This window comes from Nocardia sp. NPDC004860 (assembly GCF_040609015.1).
GTDB lineage: Bacteria > Actinomycetota > Actinomycetes > Mycobacteriales > Mycobacteriaceae > Nocardia.
Map to the genome: position 1 here is coordinate 83,671 of NZ_JBEXJI010000023.1, position 14,285 is coordinate 97,955.

A 14,285-nucleotide genomic window follows, 5' to 3' on the forward strand; every position below is an offset into this window, starting at 1 on the left:
ATCTGCGTACCGTCAGCACGGTACGCGCCTGTACCGACTGTGGCAAGGGTCACGTTCCGGACGCGAGAGGGCCACGTGACGACCCTCAGCGAGTCCGGGCCGCGCGACGGCCGGAACGCTGCCAGGAGCGGTCGGCTACAGCGCCGACCGCAACGGGTGAGCGGGATCGAAGATCGAGATCGGCGGGCCCTCCCCCGCCGGATGCACCTGGAGCTTGCCGGTGTCGTCGATGAGGATGCGCCGCCCCGGATATGTCCGCCGAGCGATCTCCACGTCACGCTCATCGAACTGGTCGCAGCCGGTGAAAACCAGTACGCCGTAATGTAATTCGGTGGCGTACACACTGGCCGGCCAACGATGTAGCCAGACGTCGAGATCGAAGAGGGCATCGGGTTTGGGCAGGTCAGTGCCGACCGTCATGCGGGCATAGTAGGCCCGCCCGCCCGAGTTCCGCACGTGCGCATCGGCGAGTCGCCGTATGGATCGCGTCAATGTTGCGCCGCCGGTTTCCCGAAGGCAAGGTCAGCGGGCGCCGATCAGCAGGTGGACGATGGCCTGGACGAAGCCTTCGATGCGCTCGCGGGGATAGGCGTCCGGTTCGCTGACGGCCAGTCGGCCCAGCATTTCGGCGATGGTCAGCAGTGAGTTCGTGAGCAGGCCGGAATCGATTCCGGCCCAGCGCGGATCGGCGATCAGACCCATGCGGACCAGCGCCTCGGCTCGGTCGAAGATGCCGGCGCGGGAGCTGCGAATGGCCTCGCGATATTCGTCGGGGGCATTGCCCGGGCCCGCGAGCAGCAGTCGCCAGCGGGTCGGATTGCGCAGGGCGACATCGACGAACGCCTCGACGGTTGCCGAGGCGGCGACGACCGGGTCCGCACCGAGCAGGTCGGTGGGCAGGGTGTCGGCGACCTGTTCGAGGGCGCGCTCGCGCTCGCGTTCGAGCAGCGCGGCGACCAGCTCCGCGCGGGTCTTGAAGACCGTGTACAGCACCGGTTTGCCGACACCGGCCTCGGCGGCGACGGCCTCCATGCTCAGCTCGTGCAGCTCGGCCTGCTCGAGTACGGCGAAGGCGGCGTCGAGCAGCTGGGCCCGGCGCTCGTCCGGGGGCAGGCGGGGCGCATAGCGCCGCCGCGGCCGGTCTGCCGTCACACGGGGTTTGCTCACTGCCGCTCCACCTTCACCGGCCCATTCTGTCATCCCGGACAGCGAGGTCACGTGCCTGTCCGAGCTAAAGCTACGACCCCGTTGTATTCGGTGACCACAATTGCTACGGTGGCGTTGTATTCCATGGGATCGAGCCTGCAGAGGAGCCCCGGTGACCTTCGATCCGACCACTCTCCGCCGCGATGACTACGGCTTCTTCGGCCCGGACTCGCCGAGCTGGAAGGTGTGGACCGCACCCACCGCGGTGATCGGCTTCCAGCGCGCGGTGACCCTCGAGCACTTCGATCCGTTCCTGACCGCGGCCGTGGCCGACACCGGCAAGATCTACTCGGAGCCACGCCACCGCCTCGACGCCACCTTCGCGTACTTCCTGATCGTGGCCATCGGCGATTCCCGCACGGCCATCCAAGCCTCCGAGCATCTGATGACGGTGCATGCGGAGAACACGGGCATCGAGCCGATCAGCGGGCAGCGCTACAGCGCCAATTCCCCCGAAACCCAGTTGTGGATCCACATCACCGGCTGGCACTCGGTGCTCGAGGCCTACGAAATGTTCGGGCCCGGACTGACTCCCGAGGAGGAGGCCCGCTACTGGCAGGAATGCCGGATCGCGGCCGAGCTGCAGACCTGCAAGCCCGAGAAGGTGCCGGTCACGCGCGAGGGCGTGCGAGAGTACTACGCGAATGTCCGTGCGCGCCTGTGCACTTCGGAACGCGCCCAGGACGGCATGCGGCAGCTGCTGTTCACCTCGCCGCGCCACGGCGCGGGCTGGACGTACGCACTCGGTGCACGGCTGCTGTCGTTCGCCTCGATCGCGACGCTGCCCAGGTGGATGCGCAAGCTCGGCCAGTTCGACCGCCCGGGCAGTGTCGACCTGCTGGTGAGACCCGCTGCGCGCGTCCTGGTCTGGCTGTTCTCGCTCTTCGACAAGGCGGGTCTGATCATGGCCGCCCCGATCATCGCGCCGATGGCGGGGCAGATCCTCGAACAGCACCGGAAGGCGGAGCCCCCGACCCGGCTCGAAACGGTCACACCGGCCGCCGCCCGCGAGCTCTATGGCCGTCGCGGGCACCGAACCGTGCCTGCCGCAAGCTGATTCGACGAGACTTCATCGGCAGGTGAGGTCCTGATCCGGACGCGTGCCGTCGCGCAGGAAACGCTCGACGGCATCGTTCGCGCAGGCGACCGGCGAGGGATACACGCCGTGCCCGCCGCCGTCGACCGCCACCATCCGGGCGCGGTCACCGAACGCCTGCCGCAGGTGCAGCGCGCCGCTGTACGGGGTCGCCGGATCCCGGAGATTCTGCAGCAGCAGCACATTCGACGGTCCGGATCCGGTCACGACCGTGCGCGGCGCGACCGGATACGGCCAGAAGGCGCACGGGGAGACGCCGCGCGGCATACCCGCGGTGAGCGGGTATCGGGCTCGATCCGCGGCCACGGCGGTCGCGTAGTCGTCCACCGACGTCGGCCAGGCCACGTCATTGCACAGGGTAGCCACCATGACCGCGGCCGATGCCTGGGCCGCCGGCTCCGGCGGGGAGAGCCGCGCGGCAGGCAGGGCGCCCGACCGCAGCGCGGCATTGATCACCTGGGCGACATAGGGAAACCGCTGATCCTTGTACAGCCCGTCGAGCAGGATCTGCCGTAATCCGTTGCCGCTCAACGCCGAGGTCTCGGCACCCGGCCACGGCAGCGGTGCGCGATCCAATCGTGCCGCCAGCGTGAGGAACTGGTCTCGCACCGCCTCGGGCGTCGCCGCCAGCCGATCCGGATTCCCCTCGGCCGCCGCCCACCGCGCGAAGTCCGGAAACCGATCCTCCGCCCCCACAGCGGAATTTCCCAGCCAGGTCCGCTCGACCCGCTCGGGATCCGGATCATCGTTGCTGTCCAGCAGGATCCGATCCGTGTGCTCCCCGAACAGCGTGGCGTACACCGACAGCACGTACGTCCCATACGACGTTCCCCACGCCGCGATCCGCCGTTGCCCCAGCGCTTCCCGGATCCGGTCGATGTCCCGCGCCGCGGTCCGGGTCCCGATCGACCGCACCAGCGCACCCCCGTCCCGCACGCACGCCTCGGCCACCCGCCGCTCGATCGCCACATTCTCCGCGATCCCCCCGTCCGCGTCCGGCCACGACCGCAGCCGCTCCGGCGCCAGATCCTGCTGCGAGATATGGCAATTCGCCACGGTGCTCGCTCCGATCCCGCGTGGGTCGAACCCGATCAGGTCGTACTCGTCCCGCACCGACTCCGGTAGCGTCTGCCCCGCGGTGGACGGCAGATTCAGCCCGCTGCCACCCGGCCCGCCCGGCACGAGCAGCAACACCCCACGCCGCTGCTCCGGATGCGCACTCCGAATCCGCGACACCGCAAGGGAAACCCGCTCCCCCTCCGGATCCGCGTAGTCGAGTGGCACGGACACCGTCGCGCACTCCTGCCGCGAATCGACCCCCACCCCCTGACACGCGGCCCACTCGATGCCCGAGCTCGAATCCGACCGGCAGCCGACGAGCACAGACGACACCATCACTGCGAGCCCCACTGTCGCCCCAACGCGAATTGTTGTCTTCACACCGCCGAACGTAGGACCCCCGAACACTGACCCGCGTCACCCCACGGTGTCACCCGCCGCTCCCCCCAAGGGACTATCGGACAGCCGGTGGGTGAAACGCCAGTGTTGCGTGATTGAACATAATCGACTGAGTTCGATAGGCTCGGGGTTTGGCGTGCGGGCCGATCGAGCCGAAGGTGATGCGATGAGGCAAGCGTTCGATGCTTGGAAGCGGGCGGTGACCCGGGGGGCCAGTACCCGGGCCATTGCGGAGAAGCTGGACAGCAATGGGCCCAGGATCAAGCGGCATTTGGAGGAGTCGGATCCGCCGGTGGCGGACACGGTGATCGAGCTGGCGCGGGCCTACGGGGTGAATCCGGTGGAGGGGTTGATCGCCGCCGGGCTGATCACGCGCAGCGATGTCGATCATGCTGCAACGAAGGACGCGCTTGCCGAGGTGCCCATGTTGCAGTTGCTGGAGGAGGCCGTGGAGCGGGAGCGGCGGGCCGTGCGGCGGCGAGCGCCCGAGGGTGAGCAGGCGGCCGACGGCGAGGAGCGCCGGAGCCGGCGGTTCCGGCGCAAGGTCGGCGAGGGGACTGCGGAGTAGGCGTTCCTATGGCGCGACGGCCAGAAAACCGAACGCCGCGAAGAGCGAGAGGTGCACCGTGCCCTGCAGCAGGGTGGCGCGGCCGGGCACCACGGTGAGCATGCCGACGACCACTGTTATTGCCAGCAGCACCATTTCGGTCGCGCCCAGGCCGAGCAGCAGCGGGGTGTCCAGCCAGATCGAGGCGACCGCGATGGCCGGAATCGTGAGGCCGATGCTGGCCATGGCCGAGCCCAGCGCCAGGTTCAGACCGACCTGAACCCGCCCGCCCCGCGCGGCACGCACGGCGGCCAGCGCCTCGGGCAGCAGGACCAGCATTGCGATCACCACGCCGACCGCCGAACGCGGCAGACCCGCTGCGTCGACACCGGATTCGATGGCCGGGGACACCGCCTTCGCCAGACCGACCACCCCGACCAGAGCGGCGATCAGCAGCCCGCCGCTGATCCACGCGCGGCGCGCACTCGGCCACTCCGCGTGCTCGTCCTCGTCGTCGGCGCCGGGCTCCACCGGGAGGAAATCCTCCTTGTGCCGCACGGTCTGCATGGCGATGAAGCAGCCGTAGAGCACCAGTGAGGCGACGGCCGCGAAGGCCAGCTGTGCGGGCGAGAAGTGCGGCCCGGGTTCGCTGGTCGTGAAGGTCGGCAGCACCAGGCTCAGCGTGGCCAGGGTCGCGACCGTGGCCAGCGCCGCGCCCGTGCCCTCCGCATTGAAGACCGCGACCCGCCGCCGCAACGCCCCCACCAGCAACGCCATCCCGAAGATGCCATTGCAGGTGATCATGACCGCTGCGAACACGGTGTCACGGGCCAGCGGCGCGGCCTTGTCCCCGGCCGAAACCATCAGCGTCAGAATGAGTCCGACCTCGATGACGGTGACCGCGATGGCCAGCACCAGCGCGCCGAACGGCTCGCCGACGCGATGCGCGACGACCTCGGCGTGATGCACCGCGGCCAGTACCGCTGCCAGCAGCAGAGCGAATACCGGGATGTCGGCCAGCAGCGACAATTCCCGGCCCCACACCGCGGCGAGCATCACCACCGCGAGCAGGGGAACGACTACGGTCCAGCGAATCTTGTCCAGCAGCAAAGGTTCCTCAATGGTCACGGGATTCGACGAGCGCGGAAATCCCTCGGACGCAGCCGAATCGACCGGGCACGCGCCGGCCGACCGGCGCGTGCCCGATGTTCGACCCACGTCAAACCATAGAGGTACGATGCAACGTTCCACAATCACGATGAACCATTGTCGTTCCATTGAGCGCAGTCAGCTCACTCATATCGCCAGCTCAGACAGCACATCCGAAAAGTATGTGATCGCACCCACATGGAACGACATCGGTATACGAGACGAACCCTCGACAGCTCCCCGATCACACCAGGGGCGTGAAGTCCCGGCTCGCGAGGTACTCCGGCCGCGGATGCGGCGCGGCATAGGGATCGAGCAGCGTGTTCTCGACACTGTTGAACACCAGGAACAGATTCGATCGCGGGAACGGCGTGATATTGCCCGCCGACCCGTGCATGAGATTCGAGTCGAACAGCAACGCCGAACCCGCCCGCCCGGTGAACTGCGTAATGCCGTGCTTCCCGGCCAGATCCGTGATGGCCGCCTGCGACGGGACGCCGATCTCCTGACCGCGCAGGGAAACCCGGTGATGATCGGCCGGCGTCTCACCCTGACAGGGGACGAAGGTGCGATGCGAGCCGGGCATGACCATGAGGCTGCCGTTGAACGGGTAGTTGTCGGACAGCGCGATCGACAGGCTCACCGCCCGCGGCGTCGGCATGCCGTCCTCGGCGTGCCAGGTCTCGAAGTCGGAGTGCCAGTAGAAGCCGGTGCCGGTGAACCCGGGCATGTAGTTCACCCGGGTCTGATGCAGATAGACCTCGGAGCCGAGAATCTCGCGCGCCAGACCGGCAATCCGATCCTCGCGCACCAGATCCGCGATCATGGCACTGAGCCGGTGCACCTCGAACAGGGAGCGCACCCGATGCGACTCGCGCTCGATGATCACGCGCTCGTCCAGCACGAGGTCGGGATCGCCGGTCAGCCGCTGGATTTCGGCCGCGACCTCACCGACCTCGTACGGATCGAGCAGGCTGTCGACCACGGCGTAGCCATTGTCGTCGAAATCGGCGAGGGCATGGCTGCCGATCTCACCCCACACCGTCGGGTCGTCACGCTCGATCGGCGGGGTGCCCACCACCGTGCGGGTGCGATAGCGGTCGATTCTTCCGTTGTCGGACACAGTCATTCGAAACTCCTAGTCGACGGCGACGAGCGGGTACACACCGTGCTCGTCGTGCACCTCCTGCCCGGTCACCGGCGGGTTGAACACGCAGAGCATGCGCATCCGGGTCCGGGCGAAGAGGCGGTGCCGTTCATGGCCGTTCAGCAGGTACATCGAGCCGGGGCCCAGCTCGTAGGTGGTGCCGTGGTCGAGATCGACCAGCGTGCCCTCGCCCTCGACCAGCCAGACGGCCTCGACGTGGTGCTGGTAATGGAATTCGTGGACGGTCTCGGCGTCGATGGTGGTCTCGTGGAACGAGAACCCGACCCGGTCGCCGCCGAGCACGATGCGCTTGCTGCGCCAGCCCGGGCCCGCGACATCCCGATCGGTGCCGGTGATCTCGGCGGTGGTGCGCACGATCATGTCAGCGCCCCCGCCCGCCGCTGACGGCATCCAGTGAGGCGGCCAGCAGCTCCAGGCCGTGATCGAGCTCGTAGTCGGTAATGGTCAGCGGCGGAAGCAGTTTCACCACCTCGTCCTCGGGACCGGAGGTCTCCACCAGCAGCCCGCGCTGGAAGGCGGCGGCACACACCTTCTCCGCCTGCGAGGCGTCATCGAAGACCAGGCCGTGCACCAGGCCACGCCCCCGCGCGCCGACACCGTCGAAGGCCGCGGACATGCCCGTGAGGGCACGGTCGATGCGCTCACCCTTGGCCCGGGTGGCGGTCTCCAGGGCGTCGTCGGCCCAGTAATGCTCCAGCGCCGCACGGGCGGTGACGAAGGCCGGGTTGTTGCCGCGGAAGGTGCCGTTGTGCTCGCCCGGCTTCCACAGGTCCAGTTCCGGCTTGAACAGCACCAGCGCCATCGGCAGGCCGTAGCCGCCGATCGACTTGGACAGCGTGACGATATCCGGTGTGATACCGGCCATTTCGAAGGAGAAGAACGGTCCGGTGCGGCCGCAGCCCATCTGCACGTCGTCGACGATCAGCAGAATCTCACGGGCGGAACACAATCCGGCCAGCTTGCGCAGCCACTGCACGCTCGCGAGGTTGACTCCGCCCTCGCCCTGGACGGTTTCGACGATCACGGCGGCCGGGCTGTCCAGGCCGGAGGAGGCATCGTCGAGGACGCGCTCCATCCATTCGAACGAATCATCGTCCGCGCCGGACAGATACCCGTCGAAGGGCATCGAGGTGGCGTGCTGCAGCGGCACTCCCGCACCCGCCCGCTTGGCGGCATTGCCGGTGACCGACAGGGCGCCCAGCGTCATACCGTGAAAAGCGTTGGTGAAGTTGAGGATCTCGGTGCGGCCGGTCACCTTGCGGGCCAGTTTGAGCGCGGCCTCCACCGCGTTCGCGCCGGTGGGTCCGGGGAACTGCACCTTGTAGTCCAGGCCGCGCGGCTTCAGGATCCGGTCGCGCAGTGACTGCAGCAGATCTCGCTTGGCGACGGTGGACATGTCGAGCCCGTGGGTGAGGCCGTCGCCCGCGATGTACTCGAGCAGCGACTGCTTCAGCACGGGGTTGTTGTGGCCGTAGTTGAGCGCGCCCGCCCCGGCGAAGAAATCCAGGTACTCCCGGCCGGACTCGTCGCGGAGCCAGGCGCCGGACGCGGTGTCGAAGACCGTCGGCCAGGAACGGCAGTAGCCGCGCACATTCGACTCGAGATCCGCGAAAACCGTCATATCGGGGCTAGTCATCGCCATTCCTCCTGGGTGGTGACCGGTGCGATGCGGTAGAGGTCCTCGGGCTGATGGCCGCCGGGAAACTGATCCGCCGTGAACAATGTGGTGCGGGTCAGGGCCGCGCCACGACGGCGGGCCAGCGAGGCGAACATGGCGACCGAGGCCGGATTGTCGGGGGCAATGGTGGTCTCGAGCTGCGTGACTCCGCGCGCCGCCGCACTTTCCAGCAGCGCGTCGAGCATGTCGACGCCCAGGCCGTGCCCACGATGGGGCTGATCGACCGCCACCTGCCAGACGAAAAGGATGTGCGGCCATGCGGGCCTGGTGTAGCCGATGACGAATCCGGCTATCTCGCCGTCTATTTCAGCGACGATCGAGGTATCCGCGAAATCGCGGCACCACAGCAGATAGGCATAGCTGGAGTTGGTGTCGAGGACCCGGGAGTCCTCCGCAATGCGCCACATTGGTGCGCCGTCGGCGAGCACGGGTTCCCGGATCTGGATGGTTTGCTGGGATATCGCGTCAAATTTGCTGATTTGGATCTGCATGACCACTTCAGCCTGACGGTGAAGTTTTGAGGTCTTCCATGCGAACTCATTGCGATCTCATGACGATCCCATGACTTCGTGGCCTCGCACACCCGCGAATACGCCTACCGCGGCATATCGAGGCGATATCCGAGGCCGCGCACGGTCACCACGATGCGCGGCTCCGACGGGTCCGTCTCGATCTTCGTGCGCAGCCGGCGGACGTGGACGTCGACCAGCCGCTCGTCACCGAAGAAGCCTTCGTCCCAAGCTCGTTCGAGCAGCAGGGTGCGGCTGAGCACGCGGCCGGGATTCGCCGCGAGTTCACACAGCAGGCGAAACTCGGTGATGGTCAACGGGATCTGCTCCTCACCCCGGCGCACCACGCCACCGTCCGGTGAAAGCACCAGCGGCGCACCATCATCGGCGTCCAGGACGATCTCCACCGGCGGCTCGGCCGCCGGATCATCCGGCAGCCCGCCGAGGTGTGGCCGACGCCGCAGCGCCCGCATGCGCGCGCTGATCTCCTTGAGCTCGAACGGCTTGGTCACGAAGTCATCGGCCCCCGCCTCGAGGGCCGCGACCACGTCGTGGGTGTCCGCGCTGGCGCTGACCACCATGATCGGTACCTCGTGGGCGCGCCGCACCTCGCGAATACAGGTGAAGGCATCCATCCCGCCCACCAGCAGGTCCACGATCATCACATCCGGCGCGCCGTTATTGCGCAGCCGTTCCAGGGCCACCTCGGTCGCGCCTGCCTCGGCGACCTCGTAGCCCTCCCCTTCCATCGCCGCCCGCAGGGCGCTGCGGACCCGGTAGTCGTCCCCCACGATCATCAGGCTCGCGCCCATCATCCATATCCTTTCGTCCGAAGGACGCCGCGAACACGTCCAGCGGACAATCACCGAACTGCGGTGATCGCGTTCGACTAGGTCGAATACCCGAACCTTAGTTGAACGAAACATCCGGCCATCCCAGGTATGCGAGCTGATAGCTGATGCACATCACTCGGATTGCTACCGGTCAGGCGGGGGAAATACCGAATGGCACCGCCACGCTTCCGCATTTGCGCACGTCAAAGCCGGTTCGGGCGCATTTGCGACATTGTGAGAACCTGCACAGAGGTTTCGCCGATTCAGGCGTTCGCCGGGCGATCCCGGACCTCGATGTCGATGACCGGGCCATGGGCCGGGTCCAGCCAGCGCATCACGCGGTCCAGATCCGCGCCTGGAAGGGCTACGCAGCCCGCGGTCGGGGTGCCGTCTCCGACATGGAGGAAGTACGCCGAACCCGCGCCGGCGACGACCGGGGAGCGGTTGTAGTCGATGACCACGGCGTGATCGTAGGCGGGACCGGCCGCACCCAGGTCCTCACCCGCGGACTCATCGAACGGGCAGGTGCCGGGGGCGCAGGTGTAGTGGGTGTTGTAGAACGGCGATCCGGTATCGGAGACCCACCAATCCGATGTTGTCACTCGGCGATACGGGAGTCTGGTGCCGTTGTTGGCAGAGATGCCGAAAGCCTCTGTCAGCGTCCAGATTCCGGCCGGGGAACGGTTGGCCGATTCGCTGGTGGGGCCGATGCCTTGCGCACCCACGTCGGCGTGCAGGGGGCCGATCGCTCGAACCCATTGTGTGCCGTCGCGATCCCAGGCGGTGAGGGTGGCTGTGGTGGCGGTGGGGGAATCGGCGGTGACGGTGATGAGCTGAGTGGCCGGACCGGTGTACGTGGGCTGTTCCACCGGAGGCTCGGAGTGCTTCTGAGCGCAGCCGGCCGCAGCCAGGGCTATGACGGCCAGGCCTGCGATCGCTGGGCGGGGACGGGTTCGACGCATCGTGGTTGCCAGTTTGCCTGAGGCGGCGTGCTCGGGTCGCCTGAAACCCGGGGTGGAATTCGGCTCGCTCGACCCGTTGAGCTAGGCGAGGGAGTGTTCTTCGATGGGGGTCGAGAGGGAGGTGCCGTTCAGGTCCAGGTAGAGGTGGCGGTCCGTGACCGAGAGCGTGAGGGTGTTGCGGCGGTCGAGGAGGGCGGTGGCGGCGTCGATGAAGGATCGGTCGAAGGCGTAGAGCGGGATCTGGTCGGCCTGGTGGATGCGTTTGCCGGCGAGTTGGGCGAGGACCTTGGCAGGGTCCCGGTGGGTGTAAATGGCTACACGGTCGGCCAGTTTGCTGGCGCGGTGGATGCGGTCGGCGTCCGGGGCGCCCACGTCGATCCAGGTGGTGAGGCGGCCGGTGAGGTCGCGGATGAGAACCGGCGGCTCATCGGTGGACGAGACGCCACCATCACTGAACGCGATTCCCTCTTCATACTCCAGGCAAAAGGCCAGGATCCGAGTCAACATGTACTCGCCGGTCTCGGAGGGATGCCGCGCAACCCGCAACTCCAACTCCTCGTAGACCCCCCGATCCACATCAGCCAACTGCACATTCATGTTGTAGAGAGTCGCGTTCAGGGCCATAGTCCCTGCAGCCTAGAGCCCACCCCCGCCCCCACCCACAACCGGTTCAGACTCCACCCACGCCAAACCCGCGGCCAGGACTCCACCCACAGCAGACGAACGATCCCGACCCAACTCACCCGAGACGGGCGATTCGGACTCGACAGCAGACGAGCCCAAGCGATGCCACAGCTGTCGAGTGTCTCCGCCTTGATTCCTATGCACTAATTCTACTGCGCCCCCACTATCCATTCGTACCGAATTCCATTCCGATACAAGGATTTTCAATCACCGTCACCAAAACGACCGGTCGCTAATGCCGCATTCCGAAGCCGAGCCGGAAACCCCGGTCCCAGCCGAGCGGAAATGTCCTCGTGCCGCAACGGCTCCCGGCAATGCGAGCACACCACCTCGGCGTGCGTATCGTGGTCGCACGCCGTGTGATGCAGAACCACCGGTTCCCCGGATTCCGGAGCCAGGTACCGATCCCCCCAGGCCATCATGGCCGCGATGACGGGAAAGAAATCGCGCCCCTGATCGGTCAGCCGGTATTCGTGGCGCACCGGTCGCTCCTGATACGGAACCTTGGTCAACAGTCCCGCGTCCACCAATCGGTTCAAACGCTGGGTGAGGATATTGCGGCTGAGGCCGAGGGTGGATTCGAAATCGTCGAAACGCTTGGCGCCGTAGAAAGCTTCGCGCAGGATGAGCGGCGTCCACCAGTCGCCCAGCAGGTCGACGGTGCGGGCGACGGTGCACGGCCAGTTCGCGAAACTCGTTCGTTTCATACGGTCACGGTATCCAGGCGGGCGGGGACGTACTTGTGCCAGGGGGTGCCGACCCATTCGTCACGGTCGTCGACGGAGGTCAGCTCGTTCGGGGCGGTGCCGGTGGTGACAGAGGTGCCGTCCGGGGCGGCGACCGAGAGCCCGAAACCGTTGGGCAGCGACAGGTGGCCCGGGCGCATGCGGTCGGTGGGCTCGACCGGAACCTGCGCGGTGCCGCGCCGGGTCGTCACCCGGACCAGGTCGCCCGCCGTCAGCCCGAGCCGCTCGGCGTCGCCGGTGCTGATGCGCAGGGTGCCCGCCGCATCACGCTTGCGCCAGGCCGGGTCACGGAAGATGGTGTTGGCCGTGAAGGCTCGGCGCTCACCGGCCGAGAGGATGAACGGCCAGTCCGCGCTGTCGTCCTCGGTCGGTACGGGCAGGGTGGCGATCACCTCCAGCAGCTCCGGAATCTCCAGCCGGATCACCTTGTCGCGCACCCGATTCCAGGTCTCGGCGTAATCGTCCTCGGAGATCACGATGCCGTGCTCGCCCGTCAGGATCGCCTCGAACAGCCGCTCCCCCGCCTCCAGACCCGTTCCGTACCCGGCGCGTTCGACGCTGGCCGGGAACTTGCGCACCATGTTGTAGGCCGCCGCCCACAACAGTGCCGCCGAGGCCGCACCGTCGGGCAGCGTCTCCCCCAGCGTCCGATACAGCAGCACGGGAGCGAGTTTCGACCGCGCCGGATCGCCGAGGATCCCCAGGAAGGCCAGGGCGAACGCCTCCCGCCCCTGCGCGAGCGCGGCCCGCAGCGGCACGTAGTCCGCCTCGCTCAGCACGCCCGCGGCCTCGACCAGACGGGCGTGGATCTCGGGCTCGGGCAGCACGCCCGCCGGCGCGGGCAGCACCGGGTGCCGCAGGTGGAAGATATTGCGCGGGAAATCGAAGTTGAAGAACGTGGCCTCGTACTTCTCGAACTGGGTGGGCGCGGGCAGCACATAGTCGGCCAGGCGCGCGGTCTCGGTCATGGCGACGTCGATGACGACCACCAGTTCCAGCGCCGCCAGCGCCTCGCGCATGCGGGCCGAATCCGCCAGGGAGTGCGCCGGATTCGCGCTCTCGACGAACATGGCGCGGTAACGCGCCGGGTGATCGGTGAGGATTTCCTCGCTGATCACATTGCACGGCACCAGACCGCTCACGATCTGCGCGCCGGCCACCGGGCTCTTGGGGCCCTCGCCCGCCGGATGCCCGCGGTCGTGGCCGAGATTGCTCAGGCCGGTGAAAGCGTATTGGGTGCCCGGCTTTCCGACATTGCCGGTGAGCAGCCAGACCAGCTTCTCGACATAGCTCACGACCGTCGAGTACCGGTTCATCTGCACGCCGAGGTCCTCGAGCGCGGCGACCGAGTCCGCGCGGGCCAGCCGGTGCGTCGCGGCGGCCACCAGATCCAGGTCGACATCGGCTATGGCGCAGTACTTTTCGATCGGGACAGCCCGCAGCACCGGCAGCACCGCATCCAGGCCGCTGGTGTGCTCGGCCAGCCATTCCTCGTCGATCAGGTTGTCGCGAACCAGGATCGCGGCCATGGCCGTCAGCAGGTACACGTCGGTCCCCGGCCGCAGCTGCAGGTGGAAGTCCGCCAGCTCGGCGGTCTCGGTGCGCACCGGGTCGAGCACGATCATCGACCGCGCCGGATCCTTGGCGATCTCCTTCAGCACCGTGCGCGCCCGCGGAAACCCGTGCGACTGATACGGATTCTTGCCGATGAAGAACGCCACCTCGGCATGCTCGACGTCCGCGCGCATCGGGTAGCCGGTCATCCGCGCGCCGACCCAGAAGTCACCGGTCTTCTCCTGCGCCAGCGCGCTGGAGCGGTACTTCATGCCGAACGCGGCCATGGTCGCCGGCGCGTACGCGCCGCCCAGGTGATTACCCTGCCCGCCACCGCCGTAATAGAAGATCGACTCACCGCCGAAGTGGTGCCCGACCTCCAGCAGCTTGGCCGACACCTCGGAAATCGCGGTCTCCCAATCGATTTCCTCGAAGCTGCCGTCCGCACGCCGCCGCAGCGGCGAGGTCAGCCGGCCGGTGTGCCCGTTCTGGTAGCGGTCCAGCTGCAGGGCCTTGTTGCAGGTGTAGCCCTCCGACGCCGGATGCAGCTTATCGCCGCGGATCTTCTCGAAGGACCGGCCGTCCGGCCCGAGCAGCACCTGGATGCCGCAGTTGCACTCACACAGGATGCACGCCGTAGGCCGCCACTCCGTCATGTGAGGAGCGTAACTCGAGTAAGTTCACTAGCGCTACTA

15 protein-coding genes are annotated in these 14,285 nt (G+C 67.4%); 2 read left to right on the forward strand and 13 right to left on the reverse strand.

Annotated elements, in window-relative coordinates:
• Positions 1-135: 135 nt before the first annotated feature.
• Positions 136-420 carry a hypothetical protein gene (locus tag ABZV44_RS32435; RefSeq protein WP_354844716.1) on the reverse strand — a complete coding sequence of 95 codons (285 nt, stop codon included), beginning with the start codon at positions 418-420 and terminating at the stop codon, positions 136-138.
• 102 nt (positions 421-522) lie between these two features.
• Positions 523-1,167: a helix-turn-helix domain-containing protein gene (locus ABZV44_RS32440; RefSeq protein WP_354844718.1), complete on the reverse strand. Its 645-nt coding sequence runs from the start codon at positions 1,165-1,167 to the stop codon at positions 523-525.
• Positions 1,168-1,318: 151 nt separating this feature from the next.
• On the opposite strand from ABZV44_RS32440, the gene ABZV44_RS32445 reads away from it, so the two are divergent.
• A complete protein-coding gene (locus ABZV44_RS32445; RefSeq protein WP_354844721.1) occupies positions 1,319-2,263 on the forward strand; it encodes an oxygenase MpaB family protein in 945 nt (314 codons plus the stop codon).
• A 12-nt stretch (positions 2,264-2,275) separates the two neighbouring features.
• On the opposite strand, the gene ABZV44_RS32450 is transcribed toward ABZV44_RS32445, so the two are convergent.
• On the reverse strand, positions 2,276-3,592 hold the full coding sequence (locus ABZV44_RS32450; RefSeq protein ID WP_354844723.1) for an alpha/beta hydrolase: 1,317 nt from the start codon (positions 3,590-3,592) through the stop codon (positions 2,276-2,278).
• Between the two features lie 334 nt (positions 3,593-3,926).
• Between ABZV44_RS32450 and ABZV44_RS32455 the strand changes: the two genes are divergently transcribed.
• The gene (locus tag ABZV44_RS32455) at positions 3,927-4,328 is read left to right on the forward strand and encodes a hypothetical protein (RefSeq protein WP_354844725.1); all 402 of its coding nucleotides are present in this window, start codon (positions 3,927-3,929) and stop codon (positions 4,326-4,328) included.
• Between the two features lie 6 nt (positions 4,329-4,334).
• Here the strand turns inward: ABZV44_RS32455 and ABZV44_RS32460 are convergent, their stop codons facing one another.
• From ABZV44_RS32460 to ABZV44_RS32505, 10 genes are all read right to left on the reverse strand, one after another.
• The gene (locus ABZV44_RS32460) at positions 4,335-5,414 is read right to left on the reverse strand and encodes an ionic transporter y4hA (protein WP_354844876.1); all 1,080 of its coding nucleotides are present in this window, start codon (positions 5,412-5,414) and stop codon (positions 4,335-4,337) included.
• Positions 5,415-5,700: 286 nt separating this feature from the next.
• Positions 5,701-6,585 carry an ectoine hydroxylase gene (gene thpD / locus ABZV44_RS32465; protein WP_354844728.1) on the reverse strand — a complete coding sequence of 295 codons (885 nt, stop codon included), beginning with the start codon at positions 6,583-6,585 and terminating at the stop codon, positions 5,701-5,703.
• A 9-nt stretch (positions 6,586-6,594) separates the two neighbouring features.
• Positions 6,595-6,984, reverse strand: coding sequence for an ectoine synthase (locus tag ABZV44_RS32470; RefSeq protein ID WP_354844730.1), 390 nt, complete (start codon positions 6,982-6,984; stop codon positions 6,595-6,597).
• A 1-nt stretch (position 6,985) separates the two neighbouring features.
• Complete coding sequence (ectB, locus tag ABZV44_RS32475) at positions 6,986-8,260, reverse strand: diaminobutyrate--2-oxoglutarate transaminase (RefSeq protein ID WP_354844733.1); 1,275 nt, start codon at positions 8,258-8,260, stop codon at positions 6,986-6,988.
• Positions 8,257-8,793 (reverse strand): diaminobutyrate acetyltransferase, encoded by a 537-nt coding sequence (gene ectA, locus ABZV44_RS32480; RefSeq protein ID WP_354844736.1) that lies wholly within the window; start codon positions 8,791-8,793, stop codon positions 8,257-8,259. The genes ectB and ectA overlap by 4 nt, the downstream gene beginning before the upstream one ends.
• Positions 8,794-8,897: 104 nt before the next feature.
• Positions 8,898-9,623, reverse strand: a complete 726-nt coding sequence (locus ABZV44_RS32485; protein ID WP_354844739.1) for a response regulator transcription factor — start codon at positions 9,621-9,623, stop codon at positions 8,898-8,900.
• A gap of 284 nt (positions 9,624-9,907) precedes the next feature.
• Positions 9,908-10,513, reverse strand: a complete 606-nt coding sequence (locus tag ABZV44_RS32490; RefSeq protein ID WP_354844741.1) for a L,D-transpeptidase family protein — start codon at positions 10,511-10,513, stop codon at positions 9,908-9,910.
• Positions 10,514-10,687: 174 nt separating this feature from the next.
• On the reverse strand, positions 10,688-11,230 hold the full coding sequence (locus tag ABZV44_RS32495; RefSeq protein ID WP_354844744.1) for a YaeQ family protein: 543 nt from the start codon (positions 11,228-11,230) through the stop codon (positions 10,688-10,690).
• 263 nt (positions 11,231-11,493) lie between these two features.
• Positions 11,494-11,997, reverse strand: coding sequence for a helix-turn-helix domain-containing protein (locus ABZV44_RS32500; RefSeq protein ID WP_354844746.1), 504 nt, complete (start codon positions 11,995-11,997; stop codon positions 11,494-11,496).
• On the reverse strand, positions 11,994-14,246 hold the full coding sequence (locus tag ABZV44_RS32505) for a molybdopterin-dependent oxidoreductase (RefSeq protein ID WP_354844748.1): 2,253 nt from the start codon (positions 14,244-14,246) through the stop codon (positions 11,994-11,996). Before ABZV44_RS32505 ends, ABZV44_RS32500 begins: the two co-directional genes overlap by 4 nt.
• Positions 14,247-14,285: the final 39 nt, after the last annotated feature.

Excerpts from the sequence above, each read along its gene's own strand:
- ABZV44_RS32495 (WP_354844744.1), bottom strand. The coding sequence starts at position 11,230 with ATGGCCCTGAACGCGACTCTCTACAACATGAATGTGCAGTTGGCTGAT.
- ABZV44_RS32500 (WP_354844746.1), bottom strand. The coding sequence starts at position 11,997 with ATGAAACGAACGAGTTTCGCGAACTGGCCGTGCACCGTCGCCCGCACC.
- ABZV44_RS32485 (WP_354844739.1), bottom strand. The coding sequence starts at position 9,623 with ATGGGCGCGAGCCTGATGATCGTGGGGGACGACTACCGGGTCCGCAGC.
- ectA (WP_354844736.1), bottom strand. The coding sequence starts at position 8,793 with ATGCAGATCCAAATCAGCAAATTTGACGCGATATCCCAGCAAACCATC.
- ABZV44_RS32435 (WP_354844716.1), bottom strand. The coding sequence starts at position 420 with ATGACGGTCGGCACTGACCTGCCCAAACCCGATGCCCTCTTCGATCTC.
- ABZV44_RS32455 (WP_354844725.1), top strand. The coding sequence starts at position 3,927 with ATGAGGCAAGCGTTCGATGCTTGGAAGCGGGCGGTGACCCGGGGGGCC.
- thpD (WP_354844728.1), bottom strand. The coding sequence starts at position 6,585 with ATGACTGTGTCCGACAACGGAAGAATCGACCGCTATCGCACCCGCACG.
- ectB (WP_354844733.1), bottom strand. The coding sequence starts at position 8,260 with ATGACTAGCCCCGATATGACGGTTTTCGCGGATCTCGAGTCGAATGTG.
- ABZV44_RS32505 (WP_354844748.1), bottom strand. The coding sequence starts at position 14,246 with ATGACGGAGTGGCGGCCTACGGCGTGCATCCTGTGTGAGTGCAACTGC.
- ABZV44_RS32470 (WP_354844730.1), bottom strand. The coding sequence starts at position 6,984 with ATGATCGTGCGCACCACCGCCGAGATCACCGGCACCGATCGGGATGTC.